Origin of the sequence: Gillisella vitis (genome assembly GCF_021559775.1) — a bacterium.
GTDB lineage: Bacteria > Pseudomonadota > Alphaproteobacteria > Rhizobiales > Rhizobiaceae > Allorhizobium > Allorhizobium ampelinum.
Genome location: NZ_CP056050.1, coordinates 328,183 through 344,910, shown reverse-complemented (window position 1 = coordinate 344,910; position 16,728 = coordinate 328,183). Strand labels below are relative to the sequence as shown.

Sequence of the window (16,728 nt, the reverse complement as noted above, 5' to 3'; positions counted from 1 at the left end):
GAGGGCGGTAGTGTCACTCTTACGGTTTGATCGGCGTCTCACGAAAAACACCGATCAGCCAATCTATAAACACCCGCACGCGCGGCGAAAGTTGCCGGTTTGGCGGGTAGAAAAGTGAGACGGGTGTCGGCGTCGGGGGGAACTCTTGAAGAATGTGGATGAGCGTGCAGTCGTCGAGGTTTTTTTGAGCGTGATACCGCGGTATCTGGATCAGACCGAAGCCTTCTTTCGCCGATGCAATAAAGCTCTCCGCAGCATTGACGGTAATCGTCGTCGGCAGCTCCCGTGTGACCACCTTGCCACCGACGCTGAATTCCAAGGAGATTAGCCCTCCGCTTGCGGAGGATCGAAAGCCGACCATGGCGTGGTTTGCAAGATCGTCGAGGGTCTTGGGGGTGCCGTAGCGCTCAAGGTACTTCGGTGAGGCGCAGGTGATTTCCTCAAGAATTGCCACACGGCGGCCAATCATGTCGCCGCCTTGTGGTTCGCCTACGCGCAGAACGCAGTCGATGCCTTCGCGCACAAGGTCGACGAACCTGTCTCCCTCGGTCATGTAAAGATCGACGCCGGGATACTTTGCGAAAAAAGACTGAAGGTTTGGCAGGACGAAATGACGGGCGAGCGTCCCGTGCACGTCCACCCGAAGCAGCCCCTTGGGAACCGCGCCGGCAAACGCGCCTTCGGCATCGTCGATATCATCCAGTATCGAGATGCAGCGCTGATAGTAGGCTTCACCGTCCAGCGTCGCGCTGACATGGCGCGTGGTTCGCTGCAATAGTCGCACGCCGAGCCGAGCTTCCAGCTGTTTGACCGCATCGGTGACGGTCGATCGCGGCAATCCCAGATCCTCCGCTGCGGCGGTGAAGCTTCTTCGCTCAACCACGCGGCTGAAAATTCGCATCGCATCCAGTCTATCCATTGTTCGTAATTCCCGCATAGTGATGCGGAATAATGCATAATTATCCGTGGGCGAGATAGTGGCATCTTCCTCCTTGTGAACAGGCGATAACGCCTCAAGGAGAATTCAGATGTCCGATATTTCAAACAAGGTTGCCATCGTAACCGGCGCGTCGCGCGGAATTGGTGCTGCTATAGCCGAACGACTAGGCCGCGATGGCTTCGCAGTCGTCGTGAATTATTCCGGCAGTGTAGCGCCTGCTGAGGCTTTGGTTCGCAAGATCGAGTTGGAAGGTGGAACTGCAATCAGCGCGCAGGCCGACGTCTCCGACCCGACTGCCGTCGCAAGGATGTTCGATGCTGCGGAAACAGCTTTTGGTCACGTCGACGTCCTGGTCAATAATGCCGGCATCCTTAAAACCCTGCCATTGGCAGAAACCAGCGACGAAGAATTCGACCGCCATTTCGCCATCAACGCGAAGGGCACATTCAACACGATGCGCGAGGCTGCCAAGCGTCTTCAGGCTGGCGGACGGATCATCAACTTTTCGTCCACCACACTGGCCCTGAACATGCCGGGTTACGCAGTCTACAACGGTACGAAGGCTGCCGTAGAAGCATTCACGCACGTGTTCGCCAAGGAGCTTCGCGGCCGCAATATAACGGTCAATGCCGTGGCACCGGGTCCGATTGCTACCGATCTCTTCCTGAACGGCAAGTCCGACGAGCTGATCGCACAATTTGCGAAAATGCCGCCACTCGAACGCCTCGGTGAGCCCAACGATATCGCCAACGTCGTCGCATTCCTGTCCGGTCCGGATTCGGGCTGGGTCAATGGCCAAATCGTCCGCGCCAACGGCGGTGTCGCCTGAACCTGGCCGCCAGGTCTCCGCACAAAAGCGCGCCAGACGCTCGCTTCCACCTCACAGCCTACATCTGAAGGATCGATCCCATGAGCAAGCAAGTCATCGTCATCACAGGCGCCTCCAGCGGTTTTGGCGCTCTCACTGCACGGGCACTGGCCCATGCCGGCCATACCGTTTATGCTGGAATGCGTGCAACCACGACGCGGAACGCCAAGGCTGTCGTTGAAGCAGCATCTTTCGCCGAAGAGCACGGTGTAGACCTGCGATCCGTGGAACTCGATGTTGCTTCCGACGCCTCTGTACAAGCCGGTATCGAAACGATCATCACTGAAGCTGGCAGGCTTGACGTTATCATGCACAATGCCGGGCACATGTCGTTCGGCCCCGCCGAGGCCTTCACCCCGGAGCAGTTCGCTGAGCTTTACGACATCAACGTGCTCTCTACTCAGCGCGTCAACCGTGCGGCGCTCCCGTACCTTCGCAAGCAGGGCAAAGGCCTTGTGGTCTGGGTATCGTCTTCCAGCACCCGCGGCGGCACTCCCCCATACCTCTCGCCGTATTTTGCTGCCAAGGCCGCTATGGATTCCCTTGCTGTCTCTTACGCCGCCGAGCTGACGCGCTGGGGTATCGAAACGTCCATCATCGTCCCTGGTGCCTTCACCCAGGGCACCAATCATTTCGCCCATTCTGGATCCCCGGCCGACACTGCCCGTGCCGCCGAATACAATGACGGGCCTTACAAGGGCGTGCCAGAGCAGGCATTGCAGGGGCTGGCCGCACTGGAGCCGGTCGATGCAGATGCTGGATCGGTAGCTGTTGCCATCGTCGATGTGATCGGCATGCCTTTTGGCAAGCGCCCGTTCCGCGTCCACGTAGATCCGTCGCAGGATGGTGCGGAGATCGTCAATGGCGTGGCCGACCGCGTCAGAGCGGAGATGTTCCGCAACATCGGCCTGCAGGATCTGCTGAAGCCTGCACTTCTCTAGCACCCGCCTCCCAGGCCGGTTTTAGCGAAGCCGGCCACCCACCGAAACGAATGAGAACGGAGATAAACATGACCATCAACACAAAAAGCCTTGCTCAGGCACGGTTCGCGAAATTCAACGTAATAACGGTGATCGCTGCCACCACGGCTGCCTTGGCAGCCACATCCTCCGCCAGTCTTGGATGGCCGGTTTGGGCGATGTTCATGGGGTGGGTGGCTTTCTTCACTCGCGGCCATTCAGCAAAGGAAGCGGCCTACAGCTACCTGTGCCTGGCAGCTGGTATCGTTATGGGCGTCGGTGCAGTTCTCGGCGTTGGTGCCCTTTTGCCCCTGATCGGTCCATTCGCATTCGGCGCGGTCGTATTCGTGGTTGCCATGATCGTCGTTTCGCTTCGCGTGGCGGCGCCTCTCAACAACATCCCCGCGTATTTCCTTGGGCTCATCACCTTCTTTGCGGCTCACGTGGAGCCCGGCCTTCTCGCAGTTTCCGAATTGTTGTCGGTCAGTGGTCTCGGATCGTTCGCAGCCTGGTTGGCGCATCGCCTTCAGCGGAAAGTGTCGTGACGCAAAATATGTGTCGATCATCGCTGATGATTTACAAATGCTGCTGGAAAGCCAAGGGGCCAACAAAAATGCACACGGTCAAGATCATCGTCGCAGGCCTGCTCATCTGGACCGCGATAAATATTCTGTCCCATCTATGGGTCGAAAAGTTCTCGACGGGATTGGGGCTCGCCGTATTCCTCGGACTTTGGCTGGTTATTTCCGTCGTCCATCTATCGATTGGTGTCTTCCACGCAGGTTACTCGCTCGCCGAAGAGTTCTCGATTTTGTCGATTGTGTTTTTGTTGCCGGCAGCAATCGCATTTGGGACCTTTTTGGGTCGGATGAGGTCAATGGCCCCAGCAATGTCTCAGTCTCAGCTGCGCCATTTCCGATTTCTGGCAAGGCTATGACGGTATGAGATCGCATCGATCGGGCATTTTTCGAAACCACGGGGCCGTGCGAGGGAGGCGGAGACACAGCTTGGTTCGCAATGACGTTCGTGGACTTGCCCGCACTTCGCTCCGCTTATTGTCGCTGGCCTGTTGCGACTATCCCGGACGAAAACACAAGCCTTCATCCGGGATAGTCTGAATCACTATCGATAGACGCCCGCTACAGTAAGGTCTGGAGCGGGACCACCTTCCTCCCCAACCCACTTCTTATATAGCTCTGCATAACGCCCGGAACGGACCTGTCGGTTCAGGAACAGGTTCACGTAATTCAATAAACCCTGCTCTTCCCGCTTCACGAGGATAGCGCAATAGTCAGCATCGACCGGCGCATCTCCGACGATTTTCAGGCCCGGGTACCGGCCCGATTTTATGATATCGGTTGCTATCGTCGCTGTCGTATAGGTGGCATCGATCTGCTTCTGGCCCAATGCCAGGAGCGTGTCTGCTTGAGACTGGAAGGTCAGCATCTTCGTGTTCGGATCGTTGAACGCTTTGACTGTTGCTTGCAGCGCAATCGTCGCGTAGCCGCCGGTCGCCCCGCCTACAGTGTGACCTTTGATATCGGCTGACTTTTTGATGCCGGAATCTTCCCGCGCAAGCACGATTGTCTTGAACACGAAGTAGGGGATCGAGAATCCAACCGTCTTTGCCCGTTCGAGCGTGTCGGACGTAATGGCAACGGCGATGTCGGCCCGCCCGGATAGGACTGCTGGCACCCGATCGGGGCTTGGTGTGTCGACGATTTCGGCCTCGACGCCAAGCGCTTTGGCCATGTCGTTGCAGTAGTCGACATCAAAGCCGATCGGGTTGTTGCCCTTGTCGCGCGCTCCCATAGGGGGATAGTCCAGCATGATCGCGCACCGCAGTTTGCCGGAAGATATGATGTCATCAAGTTGGTCCGCGTGAACGGCTGTTGCGCTCGAAGCGAAAAGGACACCTATTAAGAATATGGATCTGATGGGCATGTCGGTTCCTCTCTTTATTATGTGAACGTATCAGATATCGTATACGACAATTCGCAAGGCGAGATTGCCGGAAACCTGTCGGATAGGCGAGGGATGTCTAATTTTCTCCTTGGCTGATTGCTTATTCAAGCGTCTGGATAGGCACCGTTTTACGCTGACGCGACTGGTAGGCGCCGCCTGCTGACTGCGGCGAAAAACTCCGCTCCGCGCAAAAGAGCGGCATCATTAAAATCATAGGTGGAGTTGTGCAGAGGCGCGGAGCCTTCTCCATTGCCGATGAATGCGTAACAACCCGGAACGTGCTGAAGAAATTGCGCGAAATCTTCCGAACCCGGAAAGGGTGCACTCGCGGTAACCACATCTTTGCCCAACGCATCTCCCGCTGCTGCTAACGTCTCCGCTGCAAGCGTCTCATCGTTGATTGTCGGCAGGCATCGGTGCGTGTACCCGACGTCCACCGAAACATTGTAGGCGAGAGCGATACCTTGAGCGATGATACGCATCTGCTTCTCAATGTTGGCGCTGACTTCCGGCTTGAAACTGCGTGCGTCTCCGAGGATTCGAGACAGTCCCGGAAGTGCGTTACAAATACCGTCAGTGGTCAGCTCGGTCACCGACACCACCGACACGTCAGTAGGATCGATGCGGCGAGAAACGATTGTCTGAAGATTTGTGACGAGCGCACAGGCAGCGACCAGCGTTTCGTTGGTAGTATGAGGCTGGGAGGCGTGCCCTCCAACTCCGCGCAGCGTGATCTCGAACAGGTCTTCTGCTGACATAACGGCGCCGCCCCTCGTCCGAATTTCTCCGACCGGATAGCCTGGTGCATTATGGAGCCCATAGATCTCCTCAAAGGGAAACCGCTCCATCAAGCCGTCGGCGAGCATGGCAGTCGCGCCGTGCGCCAGCTCTTCGGCCGGTTGGAAAATGAACCGGACCGTGCCATCAAAACCGCTCTCGTCGGCCAAGAGCTTGGCGGCGCCGAGAAGCATTGAGGTGTGTCCGTCGTGGCCACAGGCGTGCATGAGCCCTGGATTCGTCGAGCTGTAGACCGCTGTGCCTTCTTCTTGGATACGAAGCGCATCCATATCGGCCCGCAGGGCAATCGAGCGATTGCCCATGCCTCGTTTCAAAGTGCCGACAACGCCGGTGCCACCGACGCCTTCGACCACATCATCAAATCCAAATTCGCGTAACTTGGCGGCCACGAAGCCTGCTGTGCGTCGCTCTTCAAAGCCAAATTCCGGATGCTGGTGGAGATCGCGCCTCCACTCTGTCATTTCGCTCAGCAATGTGGACAAGTCGACCATCAGTATGCCTCCGTGAGATCTTCACCTTCGCGCGAACCGCCTTCGGGCAGGAGAGATGTTTTGGCGATATTCGCGGACGCTGAAGTCACCGGCCTTGACGGAGGAGGCGTTACAAAACTTATGCTAGAAATCAGCATTGATTTTCCTTTCTTACGGATGATGTGGAACGACTCCAGCTGGAGGGGCCTTGAAGCGCTGGAGGGAAAACGGTGCGAGATCCGTGGATGGCTTTCCATCCACGAGCAATTCCGCGGCCAGCTCACCCACGGCGAGAGAATGCTTGAACCCATGGCCCGAACAGGCCGAAAGCACGAGCAACTGATCGTAGTGGGGGTGGCGATCAATAATGAAGCCGCCATCTGAGGTGTTCGTGTAGTAGCAGTGACCGGAACCGACCATCTGCGAGGAGATGCCGCCGAAGAACGGCCTGATATGGTGTTGGTAGAAATGCTTGGCCGCCTCGGAAGGGCCCACATCCAGGTCCTGCCCCTCGACAAAGAAATTGACTTCGTGATCTTCGGCGCCCTGCGGAAATGCAGTAATGCACTGATCCCCCACGGCAGAGCGAAACCACATCAAGGCAGGAAGCAGTTTTAGATCGTACCGCGCCGTGGATAGCGGCTTGAACGAATACGTTCGTTGTTTGCTGACGGCGAGGAGGTCATCGAAGGGAGCACCAAGGAGCTGGGCTGCCCATCGGCCGGCAGAAATGACCGCATGTTTCGCTTTGATTCGGATACTGCCGCAGCTGATCGTGACGCAACCATCCTCTTGTGAGATATGCTCGACCGTGCTGTTCGTAACGACTGCTGCCCCTGATCTTCGAGCAGCGTCCAGCTGGAGCGAAATTATTGGCTCTGGTCGAAGGAAGCCTGCATCGGGCTCGAAATAGCCGTAGTCGTTTTCGGTCAATCCGATCAGCTGTGGGTATTGGCGCTCAAGCTCGGTGGATGAGAGCACGGTATGATGGATGCCGTGCTCCACAGCAATATCGACAGTTGCCTTGACGAAATCGTCTCCATGAGCCGGCCGTTCTGACCCGATGATCAGCGTGCCCGTCCGTCCCATCAGGTGAGCATTGAAGTTCCGCTCCAGCTCTCCGATAATTTCTTGCGAACGCCTGACAAGCGGCACGTAGCAGGATCCTTCTCCAACCGCCGTGCGAGTAACGCGGGCGTGGCCGTGGCTTGATCCGTAGTTATGCGGCTGGCTGTATCGATCGATACCAATGACCTTCGCGCCTCGTTTGGCGAGCTGGTAGAGCGTGGCTGCGCCGACCGCGCCCAAGCCGACTACCGCAAAATCCGTCGAATGGGTGTCCATCTCGCCCTGTCTTCCTGCCAGACCTGGTGGCTTCAGATGGTTCTGCGCATGAAATGGAGACCCGGCAGATGATCGGTGAAACCCCACTTCTCGTAGAAAGGTACCATCTCCGCTAGGCAATACAGTTCCCGATGCTTGACGTTTATCAGTGCGGGATCATTCATCACCGTCTCCATCAGCCATCCACCCAATCCGGAGTTGCGCCAGATGCTCTTGACGATGATGTCGAAGATCATCGCCTTGTAGACGCCGTCCGTGATTGCACGAGCAAACGCGACGAGCTCGTCTCCATCAGGATCGATAAAGGCGAAGATCGGCCCACCGGAAGTGAGCGCCCTGATGACGTCGGCCTTTGTACGCCCCTTGGTCCACCATTCTTCCTGAAACAACGCCACCAGCTGATCGACCTGTCTTTCGCTCAAGGAGCGATGCAGCTGCAGGCGGTTTTTGTCGGGCTTGATATCGGTCATGGCTGCCTCGTTGGGTAATTGGAATGAACGGCTCAACAGCCGGCAAGGGTTTCCAGTTCGAGGAGCTTCTCCTGCACGATAGGGATGCCAAAAAGAGAGGACTGGCGACGGTTCTCGTAGCGCCGAGCGCCCGGCAATCTCTCCTGTCCCGCCTCGATGAGGCGATCACAGAGCGTCGAAACGCGGCCGGCAAAACCATTGTTGCCCCCGCGCTCCGGGTCGATGACGATCAAAAGTTGTCCAGCCTTCGGCGTCTGCGCTCCGATGCAATCGCCGAAATCATTCTCGAACGACAATTGACCACCGGTCAGTGCGCCCGCCATCAACTCGACCATCATTGCAATGGATGACCCCTTATAGCCACCGAACGTGTTAAGTGCGCCACCGGCCAGAACCGCGTGGGGGTCGTTTGATGGGTTGCCGGCGCTGTCGATCCCCGTCCCGGCAGGCAATGTTCTGTTTGCCAGGGCGTGAAGCCTGACTTCGCCATTGGCCATGACGCTGGTGGCTTGATCGACCACCAGCGGATCCGCGGCAGCAACCGGTGTTGCAAATGCAATCGGGTTGGTACCGTAAACCGGGGCGCGACCACCGTAGGGAACGACATTCGCCAGACCGTTGACGAATGTGATCGCCATCAGTCCTTTTCGTGCGAACGGCTCGACATCTGGCCACAGCGCGCTGAAATGATGAGAATTGCGGGTCGCAACGACCGCGACGCCAGTTTCCTTGACGGCCGTATCTATTGCATCTGAGGCGACGGCGAGGGCCGGTTGGGCAAATCCGTTGCGAGCATCGATGCGGATGAACGAGGAGCTACTGACGTTAATGTCAGGCTCGGCCTTTCCATCGACCCAGCCGGTGTCTAGCGATGCGAGATAGCCCGGAATACGGAAAATGCCGTGGCTGATGGCACCATCACGCTCACAGCCAGCGCAGTTCTCTGAAAGGATGTCAGCGGCGAACTCCGATGTCCCATGCTTAAGGAAGATCTGTCGAAGCAGCGTCCTCAATGTGTTGTATTCGACATGAACTTCAAGTTTTTCAAGTGTCATCGATCGAGTCAGCCATTAGGAGGAATCTCAGACCCGACTGCAAACTGCGGTCTCGCCTTAGAAGAGGAAATGCAACCGATTTGCCCCAAACGCTGGACATTCAGCCGGCTGCCTACTAAATAGCATATCGTATACGAAGATTGTTCGTGTCAAGCTCATAGTTTCAAGATTTGGTCAGATGATGACCAGCAGGCTTCCGACCAACCCGCCCTTTTTCATACATTGCGAGCTCATATCGAATACGTTATTCGATCACGACGTCTTGATACCCCAAACTGGAGGAGATTTCGTTGCCCCTCAATCCCATTGACCTTCCATCGCTCGGTTCAGCTCCGACGGCGTCGAACATTATTGCCAATCACATTCGCGAAGCGATTGTCACAGGGGAATTCGATGAGGGAGAGCCTATTCGTCAGGACGACGTCGCGAAGCTCTTCGATGTCAGCAAGATACCTGTGCGAGAAGCATTGAAGCGGCTCGAAGCTGAAGGCCTTGTTGAATTTCAACGCAACCGCGGCGCGGTCGTAAAAAGCGTTTCGGAACCGGAGATTGCTCAGATATTCGAGGTCCGAGCGATGCTGGAGTCGAATGCCATAAAGCTGTCGGTGCCCCGCATGACAGCTAGAACCTTTGACAGGGCGGAAGAATATTGCAACGCCTTCGCACAGGAAACCAATGTCGCGAGATGGGCGGAGCTCAATTGGCAGTTCCATTCATGTCTTTATGAGGATGCGGACCGATCATTCCTTTTGAATCTAATTCGCTCCGTCAACGACCGGATCGAGCGGTATCTCAGGATACAGCTAACTCTTTCTGGAGGGACCGGATTGGATGACCGCGAACATCGCCAGATCCTCGCAGCATGTCGGAAGGGAGATGCCGACAAAGCCGCCGAACTGTTGCAGCAGCACATTTCAAAGGCGTGTGAATCTCTGCTGATGCATATACGGAAATGATACAGAACGGTTCGAGCTGGATACGATCCCGCTGGGGCTTTTTTGACGCCTGATCGTTGGGAAACTCGCAGAAGTTTCCCGTGGCAGGCTAATTTGCACAATAGCGATTGACGGCACACGTCTATCGTATACGATATCTGAAGATAAGCAGTTCTTAACATAATCCTTTTTAGGCTCATTGGGCCCCCGTTCTAAATGCTACCAGAGGGAGACAGCCCAAGAGGCTTCGTCATCTGATGGTGCGACGTGGGCGGCCAGCGGTAAAGTGATGGGGTTGCGTCATGCAGTACGAACGATCATTCCGCACCGTCGAGTTGCACACGTGCGGCGAGACCTTTCGGCTTGTGACACAAGGGCTGCCCAAGATACCTGGTGACACGATCAACCAGCGGTGTGCCTGGTTGGAGGAGAATGCAGATCACTACAGACGCGCTCTTATGCTCGAGCCGCGTGGTCACAAAGACCAGTATGGCGGTTATCTAACTGAACCTGTAAGTGCCGACGCCGATCTCGGGATCATCTTTCTGAACAATACAGGATATGCTGCGCATTGCGGTCACGGCATTATCGCACTCTCAACCGCGGCTGTAGAATTGGGATGGGTAGAACGAAAGCTCCCTGAAACGCGGGTTGGGATCGATGCTCCATGTGGATTCATCGAAGCTTTTGTTGAGTGGGACGGAGAGCGGACTGGGAGCGTCCGCTTTGTGAACGTACCGTCGTTCATCTTTGAGCGTGACGTCACTGTTTTAACGCCGACGTTTGGCAATGTCACGGGTGATATCGCGTATGGCGGCGCGACCTATTTTTATGTCGACGGCCGCCCCTTCGGCATTTCTATTCGTGAGGAGGATGTTCAAAAGATTCAGCAGCTCGGCTATGAAATCAAACGTGCCGTTAATGAGAAAATGTCCGTCATTCACCCCGAGATTCCTGAATTTAACAAGGTTCACGGCGTAATAGTTGGCGGGGCTCCACGTTACGAAGGATCTACGCAGGCAAACTGCTGTGTGTACGCTGATCGGGCAATAGATAGATCGCCAACAGGCTCTGGGACAGCCGGACGTGTCGCCCAGCTTTATCTTCGAAAGCAGTTGTCGGAGTCTGAGGTGCTCGTCAATGAATCGATCATTGGCACTATCTTCAATGGGCGTGTGCTGGCCGAAACGAAGGTCTGCGGGTATGACGCGGTCATTCCTGAGGTCGCTGGGAGCGCCCACATTTGTGGCTTTGCAAATTGGATTATCGATGAGAGTGACGCCCTGACATACGGCTTTCTTGTCCAATAGTCGCTCTTGTCCAACGAGTGCCTTCGGCGCATTGGCCTAATGATCGGAAACTCCGGATTTGGTGCGCTCGCTTTAAACGTATACGATATCCGAGATAGGAAATTTCCATATCTCGTCTTGCCTCAACAAAGAGAAAAGGGGAACGAAGTGCATATCAAAACGACAATAATCGCCACAATGCTCCTGATGACTGGAGCGATGACCGCTTCGGCAGATCAGTTGGACGATGTCATATCGGCCGGCAAATTACGCTGCGCTGTTGAACTTGACTTTCCGCCTAACGGCGCGAGAGACAAAGACAACAAGCCGGTCGGTTTCGACGTAGATTACTGCAATGATCTGGCAAAGGCGTTGGGAGTTCAGCCCGAAATTGTAGACACCCCAGGCCCAGATCGCATACCGGCGATCCTGTCGGGGCGTGCCGATATTGGCGTCGCGGTCGCATCCGACACGCTTGCGCGCGCCAAGACAATTGGTTTCTCGATCCCATACTTCGTATTCACGACGGTTGTACTCGTCCGCGAAGATTCTGGAATCAACAAAATCGATGACATCAAAGGTCACACGGTCGGCGGACCCGCCGGTGCTTATGAAACCCTGGCTCTTGGCGATACGGTAAAAACCTTCAATGACGAAAAGACAAAACTTTTGACCTTTCAATCTCAAGCGGACACGTTTCTGGCTCTAGGCCAAAAACAGATCGACGCGACCTATACGACATCAACAATCGCGACTTCAGTCATCCAGTCGGGTAAATATCCAGGCCTAAAAATCATTGGCAATGCACCAGTGGATCCCGACTACTGCGCGATATTGGTGCCTCGCATGGAGCAGGGCATGCTTAACTACGTCAATTTGTTTTTGAATCGTCAGGTTCGTTCTGGTCGGTATGCTGAACTTTACAAAAAGTGGATTGGCACCGAGGGCGGCCCGGCCCCCGATCTGACTGTCGTGGGAACCTACCGATAAGGCTTTCCAGTCGGACAAATGTTCCTCCGGAAGCCCGCTCGGATTCAGTCGCCGAGAAGAGTGCAAGCATCCTAGATACAGTGCCGAACTGTATCTAGGACTCCAACCAAAAGCGCGTCATCGGAGTCTAACGATACACGCTGACCTTCTTAACCCAAGAAAGTCTTCGCACGGATTGTAGGGGTATCTCTCGTGCATTCGGTGCTGAGCCCTCCGAACATTTCCAGAGATGTTCTCGCAATCACCGTGGCGGTCGGAAAGAGACGCCCCGGTTGTTAGGATTTTTTCCGAAATCGGAATGTAGGGAGTTCTCGCATGAGCCGTGAAGCCGCGATTAACCGCGCGACAAGCTTTTTCGACATTGGAGAATTTGGTGCTGATCTGGCGCGTCGTGTCGCGATGCCAACGGAAAGCCAAGGTAGCCGGAAGGCAAAGACATTGCTCGCCTATCTTGAAGACGAGATGGCGCCTGCATTTGGAGCGCTTGGTTTCTCGACCGAGATTCTCGTTTGCGAGAACATGCCGTTTTTGCTTGCAGAAAGATTTGAGGCAGACGGTTTGCCTACCGTCTTGGGCTACGGGCATGGGGACGTGGTCATGGGCCTTGACGAGGGTTGGGCGGCAGGTCGATCGCCATGGGAAATGGTGGAGATTGAAGGCAAGTGGTACGGACGTGGCACTGCCGACAACAAAGGGCAACATTCGATCAACATTGCGGCACTTAGATCTGTCCTAGAAACGCGGGGAAAGTTGGGGTTCAATGCCAAATACCTGATAGAAATGGGCGAAGAGCAGTGTTCTCCTGGCCTTCGGGAGTTGTGCGTAGAGCACCGAGAAAGGTTGGCTGCCGACCTTTTTGTTGCTTCCGATGGGCCACGCTTGAACGCCGGTCGTCCAACCGTGTTCCTCGGATCCCGGGGCGAAGTTACGTTTCACCTCAGCATCAATGCTCGGGCTAGCGGGCACCACGCTGGCAATTGGGGCGGGGCACTCTCAAACCCTGGGATTCAGCTTGCACACGCGATTTCGATCCTGGTTGGACCCAGGGGGCAAATCCGGGTGCCGGAATTGCTGCCATCTGCGATCCCGGCACAGGTTCGCGCGGCACTTGCGGATTGTGAAATCGATGGCGGCGCCGACGGCCCAGCCGTCGATCCTTTTTGGGGCGAGCCCGGTTTAACCCCCGCCGAGCGTGTCTTCGGGTGGTGTTCGCTTGAGGTGCTGGCATATGAAACTGGCGAGCCAAGTTCCCCCATGGATGCCATTCCACCCAATGCTTGGGCGCGATTACAGCTTCGTTTCGTGGTGGGAGTCGATCCAAAAAACGTAATACCAGCGGTGCGCCGTCATCTCGATACCGCAGGTCTTGGCATGGTCGAGGTCTTCTTGGCGCGTGACATCTTTAATGCCACCCGCCTCGACCCCCTTCATCCGTGGGCCAAATGGGCTGCCACCTCCGTGGAGAGCACCACGGGTATTAGACCTGCGCTGCTCCCGAACCTTGGGGGATCGTTGCCGAATGACATATTTGCGGACATTTTGGGCCTGCCCACAATCTGGGTGCCGCACTCCTATCCCGGATGTTCGCAGCATGCTCCGAACGAGCACCTGCCGCTAAGCATTGCAAGGGAAGGGTTAGCCATTATGGCAGGATTGTACTGGGATCTTGGTGAGGCTCCCTGTGGCGGAGACGTAAGCCAATAGTCTAGCGACATTGTGGGTCGCATAAGCAATCCATGCCTGATTCGCCCAAAAATTAGACGCGGCGCGGAATTCACCATTTTTCTATTCAACACGGTTGACGATAGTCGTTTATCGTATACGATATCCAAATATAGCAAACGGGCGGCTGGAGCCGCTGACGTCTGCGTGGTGCAATACGCTGGAGACATCCGCATGCAATTTGAAAGATCACTGTCAACCGTCGAGCTCCACACCTGCGGTGAGACATTCCGTCTCGTCACCCAGGGCCTGCCGAAGATCCCGGGTGCAACCATTGTCGAGCGTCGGGCCTGGTTGGAAGAGAACGCGGACCAGTACCGACGCGCCGTCATGCTGGAGCCTCGCGGCCATAAGGACCTTTATGGAGGCCTTCTCACCGAGCCGGTCAGCGCGGATGCTGATTTCGGGGTGATCTTCCTCAACAACATGGGCTACAGCCCTCATTGCGGTCATGGCGTCATTGCGCTCGCAACCGCAGCCCTCGAACTGGGATGGGTCGAGCGCAAGTCCCCCGAAACGCGTGTGGGCATCGATGCGCCATGCGGATTCATCGAGGCGTTCGTCGAGTGGGACGGGAAGCGTGCAGGGAACGTTCGCTTCGTGAATGTTCCGTCCTTCATCTTCATGCGCGACGTCACCGTCGAAACCCCGAGCTTCGGCAAGGTGACCGGCGACATCGCCTATGGCGGTGCGACCTATTTCTACGTCGATGGGCGCCCTTACGATATCGCCATTCGCGAGAAAGATGTGCAGAAGATCCAGCAGTTCGGCTACGAGATCAAAACGGCCGTGAATGCCAAGATGCCCGTGGTTCACCCTGAAATTCCCGAGTTCAATGACGTCTATGGTGTCATGATCTATGGCGATCCGCGCCACGAAGGCTCCACCCAGGCGAATTGCTGTGTCTACGCGGATCGTGCAGTCGATCGATCGCCCACGGGTTCCGGTACCGCCGGCCGCATTGCACAACTCTATCTTCGAGGCGAACTTTCAGCCTCGGAAACGCTGGTGAACGAGTCGATCATCGGGACCGTGTTCAAGGGACGAGTGCTCAGCGAAACAAAGGTCGGCGATTTTGACGCCGTCATTCCTGAAGTCAGCGGGAAGGCCTACATTTGCGGGTTTGCGAATTGGGTGATCGATGAGCAAGACCCGCTGACCTACGGTTTTCTCGTTCAGTAACAGGCGATTTTCTCGGCGGATAAGTCACATACCGTCACGTATACGATATGCCATACAAACAAAAGAAGGGAACTAGAATGCGTTTTACATCAATAGTCTTGGCAACCGCTCTGATGGCGTCGGCGACCACATTCGCCCACGCCGATCAGCTCGACGACATCATCTCTGCGGGCAAGCTTCGTTGTGCTGTCGAGCTGGACTTCCCGCCGAACGGCGCACGCGACAAGGACAACAAGCCGATCGGCTTTGACGTTGACTACTGCAACGATCTTGCCAAGGCTCTCGGCGTTGAAGCGGAAATTGTCGATACACCCGATCCGGATCGTATTCCTGCAGTTTTGTCCGGCCGCGCTGATATCGGCATCGCGGTCGCTTCCGACACCCTCGAGCGTGCAAAGACCATCGGCTTCTCCATCCCGTATTTCGTCTTCACGACTGTCATCCTGGCGCGTGAAGATTCCGGCATCAAGAGCGCGGCCGACATGAAGGGCCATACGGTTGGCGGACCGGCAGGTGCCTACGAGACACTTGCTCTCGGAGACACTGTCAAATCGTTCAATGACCCGGCGACCAAGCTCTTGACCTTCCAGTCCCAGTCCGACGCTTTCCTGGCGCTGGGCCAGAAACAGATCGATGCGACCTACACGACATCGACCATCGCAACGCATCTCATTCAGTCCGGCAAATACCCAGGCTTGAAGATCGTCGGCGATGCGCCGGTTGATGCTGACTATTGCGCCATCCTTGTGCAGCGCCAGGAACAGGGGCTTCTCAACTACGTCAACCTGTTCCTGAACCGACAGGTCCGTTCCGGTCGCTACGCCGAACTCTACGCAAAGTGGGTTGGCACGGAAGGCGGTCCCGCTCCGGACCTGACTGTCGCAAAAGCCTACCGCTAACTACGGTCGACGGGTGCTCGCTTTTTACGTCGCTTATGACGCAGAGCGCTCGTCGCGGTTTGCCGATCGCAAAGCCTTCCCGGATTCTCAAGAGCGGTGTCCCCCAATCTGGGATCCGGGCAGGACGCGACCAGGCTCAGCCTATCCCCAATCCCATCGCATAAAGGGGCAATCAATGTCTTACACCTTCCAGTGGCGACCGGTTTTTCGGGCGCTACCAGAAATGCTCTGGGGAGCACTGGTTACCCTTGAGATTGCGATCCTTGCAATGGTGATCGGCACGGCTCTGGCCGTTGTACTGGCGCTCGCCAAACGATCCGGAAACAGGACGTTTACCGGCCTTGCCGCCGTCTGGATCGAAACTGCCCGAAACACCCCGGCGCTCTTCCAGATCTACATGATCTATTTCGGCTTGGGATCGCTGGGTATTCGGGTAGATTCCTACACCGCTTTGGTTGTTGGGATCACCTTCAACAATGCCGGATACCTCGCTGAAACGTTTCGCGGCGGCTTTTCGGCTGTGCCCGAAACGCAGATCCGGGCCGCGCGCTCGCTTGGATTGGGAGCCGCGCAAACGATGTGGCACATCGTATTGCCACAGATGTTGCGCGCGGTATTCCATGCCATGACGAACCAGATGGTGTGGTCGATATTGATGACGTCGCTTGGCACGATCGTCGGTCTGACCAGCGATCTGACAGGTGTGACGCAGGAGCAAAACGTCCTGACCTACCGGACCTTCGAGTTCTTCATGGTCGCGGCCGTTCTCTACTACCTGATCTCCAAGACATTCACCGTCGGCGCGCGGCTGCTCGCCTGGCGTCTGTTTCGCTACTGAGGAG

17 protein-coding genes are annotated in these 16,728 nt (G+C 56.1%); 11 read left to right on the top strand and 6 right to left on the bottom strand.

From position 1 onward, the window contains the following. Positions 1–19 precede the first annotated feature (19 nt). Positions 20–919, bottom strand: a complete 900-nt coding sequence (locus AVCG78_RS25810) for a LysR family transcriptional regulator (RefSeq protein WP_071205470.1) — start codon at positions 917–919, stop codon at positions 20–22. 109 nt (positions 920–1,028) lie between these two features. Between AVCG78_RS25810 and AVCG78_RS25805 the strand changes: the two genes are divergently transcribed. The 4 genes from AVCG78_RS25805 (at position 1,029) to AVCG78_RS25790 (ending at position 3,704) form a co-directional block, all read left to right on the top strand. Then, on the top strand, positions 1,029–1,769 hold the full coding sequence (locus tag AVCG78_RS25805; protein WP_071585031.1) for an SDR family oxidoreductase: 741 nt from the start codon (positions 1,029–1,031) through the stop codon (positions 1,767–1,769). Between the two features lie 80 nt (positions 1,770–1,849). After that, positions 1,850–2,749, top strand: a complete 900-nt coding sequence (locus AVCG78_RS25800) for an SDR family oxidoreductase (protein ID WP_071205468.1) — start codon at positions 1,850–1,852, stop codon at positions 2,747–2,749. 68 nt (positions 2,750–2,817) lie between these two features. Continuing rightward, positions 2,818–3,312, top strand: coding sequence for a DUF1097 domain-containing protein (locus AVCG78_RS25795; protein ID WP_071205467.1), 495 nt, complete (start codon positions 2,818–2,820; stop codon positions 3,310–3,312). Further along, on the top strand, positions 3,309–3,704 hold the full coding sequence (locus tag AVCG78_RS25790) for a hypothetical protein (protein ID WP_139191498.1): 396 nt from the start codon (positions 3,309–3,311) through the stop codon (positions 3,702–3,704). Before AVCG78_RS25795 ends, AVCG78_RS25790 begins: the two co-directional genes overlap by 4 nt. 185 nt (positions 3,705–3,889) lie before the next feature. On the opposite strand, the gene AVCG78_RS25785 is transcribed toward AVCG78_RS25790, so the two are convergent. The 5 genes from AVCG78_RS25785 to AVCG78_RS25765 form a co-directional block, all read right to left on the bottom strand. Further along, positions 3,890–4,711, bottom strand: a complete 822-nt coding sequence (locus AVCG78_RS25785) for a transporter substrate-binding domain-containing protein (protein ID WP_071205465.1) — start codon at positions 4,709–4,711, stop codon at positions 3,890–3,892. Positions 4,712–4,860: 149 nt separating this feature from the next. Continuing rightward, positions 4,861–6,021, bottom strand: a complete 1,161-nt coding sequence (locus AVCG78_RS25780; protein ID WP_087730428.1) for an amidohydrolase — start codon at positions 6,019–6,021, stop codon at positions 4,861–4,863. 150 nt (positions 6,022–6,171) lie between these two features. Next, positions 6,172–7,344: an N-methyl-L-tryptophan oxidase gene (solA, locus tag AVCG78_RS25775; RefSeq protein WP_071205463.1), complete on the bottom strand. Its 1,173-nt coding sequence runs from the start codon at positions 7,342–7,344 to the stop codon at positions 6,172–6,174. Positions 7,345–7,376: 32 nt separating this feature from the next. Continuing rightward, on the bottom strand, positions 7,377–7,814 hold the full coding sequence (locus tag AVCG78_RS25770; RefSeq protein WP_071205488.1) for a GNAT family N-acetyltransferase: 438 nt from the start codon (positions 7,812–7,814) through the stop codon (positions 7,377–7,379). Between the two features lie 32 nt (positions 7,815–7,846). Beyond that, positions 7,847–8,869, bottom strand: coding sequence for an Ldh family oxidoreductase (locus AVCG78_RS25765; RefSeq protein WP_071205462.1), 1,023 nt, complete (start codon positions 8,867–8,869; stop codon positions 7,847–7,849). 290 nt (positions 8,870–9,159) lie between these two features. Between AVCG78_RS25765 and AVCG78_RS25760 the strand changes: the two genes are divergently transcribed. The 7 genes from AVCG78_RS25760 (at position 9,160) to AVCG78_RS25730 (ending at position 16,724) form a co-directional block, all read left to right on the top strand. Further along, positions 9,160–9,825, top strand: coding sequence for a GntR family transcriptional regulator (locus AVCG78_RS25760; protein ID WP_071205461.1), 666 nt, complete (start codon positions 9,160–9,162; stop codon positions 9,823–9,825). Positions 9,826–10,106: 281 nt separating this feature from the next. Continuing rightward, positions 10,107–11,114 carry a trans-3-hydroxy-L-proline dehydratase gene (gene lhpH / locus AVCG78_RS25755; protein WP_071205460.1) on the top strand — a complete coding sequence of 336 codons (1,008 nt, stop codon included), beginning with the start codon at positions 10,107–10,109 and terminating at the stop codon, positions 11,112–11,114. A 153-nt stretch (positions 11,115–11,267) separates the two neighbouring features. After that, a complete protein-coding gene (locus tag AVCG78_RS25750) occupies positions 11,268–12,083 on the top strand; it encodes a transporter substrate-binding domain-containing protein (protein ID WP_202909991.1) in 816 nt (271 codons plus the stop codon). 315 nt (positions 12,084–12,398) lie between these two features. Beyond that, on the top strand, positions 12,399–13,787 hold the full coding sequence (locus AVCG78_RS25745) for a M20 family metallopeptidase (RefSeq protein WP_071205458.1): 1,389 nt from the start codon (positions 12,399–12,401) through the stop codon (positions 13,785–13,787). Positions 13,788–13,979: 192 nt separating this feature from the next. Next, positions 13,980–14,987 (top strand): trans-3-hydroxy-L-proline dehydratase, encoded by a 1,008-nt coding sequence (gene lhpH / locus AVCG78_RS25740; protein ID WP_071205457.1) that lies wholly within the window; start codon positions 13,980–13,982, stop codon positions 14,985–14,987. Positions 14,988–15,064: 77 nt separating this feature from the next. Next, complete coding sequence (locus AVCG78_RS25735) at positions 15,065–15,886, top strand: transporter substrate-binding domain-containing protein (protein WP_071205456.1); 822 nt, start codon at positions 15,065–15,067, stop codon at positions 15,884–15,886. Between the two features lie 175 nt (positions 15,887–16,061). Beyond that, complete coding sequence (locus AVCG78_RS25730) at positions 16,062–16,724, top strand: amino acid ABC transporter permease (RefSeq protein ID WP_071205455.1); 663 nt, start codon at positions 16,062–16,064, stop codon at positions 16,722–16,724. Positions 16,725–16,728 lie beyond the last annotated feature (4 nt).

Excerpts from the sequence above, each read along its gene's own strand:
- lhpH (WP_071205460.1), top strand. The coding sequence starts at position 10,107 with ATGCAGTACGAACGATCATTCCGCACCGTCGAGTTGCACACGTGCGGC.
- AVCG78_RS25780 (WP_087730428.1), bottom strand. The coding sequence starts at position 6,021 with ATGGTCGACTTGTCCACATTGCTGAGCGAAATGACAGAGTGGAGGCGC.
- AVCG78_RS25745 (WP_071205458.1), top strand. The coding sequence starts at position 12,399 with ATGAGCCGTGAAGCCGCGATTAACCGCGCGACAAGCTTTTTCGACATT.
- AVCG78_RS25735 (WP_071205456.1), top strand. The coding sequence starts at position 15,065 with ATGCGTTTTACATCAATAGTCTTGGCAACCGCTCTGATGGCGTCGGCG.
- AVCG78_RS25795 (WP_071205467.1), top strand. The coding sequence starts at position 2,818 with ATGACCATCAACACAAAAAGCCTTGCTCAGGCACGGTTCGCGAAATTC.
- AVCG78_RS25805 (WP_071585031.1), top strand. The coding sequence starts at position 1,029 with ATGTCCGATATTTCAAACAAGGTTGCCATCGTAACCGGCGCGTCGCGC.
- lhpH (WP_071205457.1), top strand. The coding sequence starts at position 13,980 with ATGCAATTTGAAAGATCACTGTCAACCGTCGAGCTCCACACCTGCGGT.
- AVCG78_RS25810 (WP_071205470.1), bottom strand. The coding sequence starts at position 919 with ATGGATAGACTGGATGCGATGCGAATTTTCAGCCGCGTGGTTGAGCGA.
- AVCG78_RS25730 (WP_071205455.1), top strand. The coding sequence starts at position 16,062 with ATGTCTTACACCTTCCAGTGGCGACCGGTTTTTCGGGCGCTACCAGAA.
- AVCG78_RS25765 (WP_071205462.1), bottom strand. The coding sequence starts at position 8,869 with ATGACACTTGAAAAACTTGAAGTTCATGTCGAATACAACACATTGAGG.
- AVCG78_RS25800 (WP_071205468.1), top strand. The coding sequence starts at position 1,850 with ATGAGCAAGCAAGTCATCGTCATCACAGGCGCCTCCAGCGGTTTTGGC.
- AVCG78_RS25785 (WP_071205465.1), bottom strand. The coding sequence starts at position 4,711 with ATGCCCATCAGATCCATATTCTTAATAGGTGTCCTTTTCGCTTCGAGC.
- solA (WP_071205463.1), bottom strand. The coding sequence starts at position 7,344 with ATGGACACCCATTCGACGGATTTTGCGGTAGTCGGCTTGGGCGCGGTC.
- AVCG78_RS25770 (WP_071205488.1), bottom strand. The coding sequence starts at position 7,814 with ATGACCGATATCAAGCCCGACAAAAACCGCCTGCAGCTGCATCGCTCC.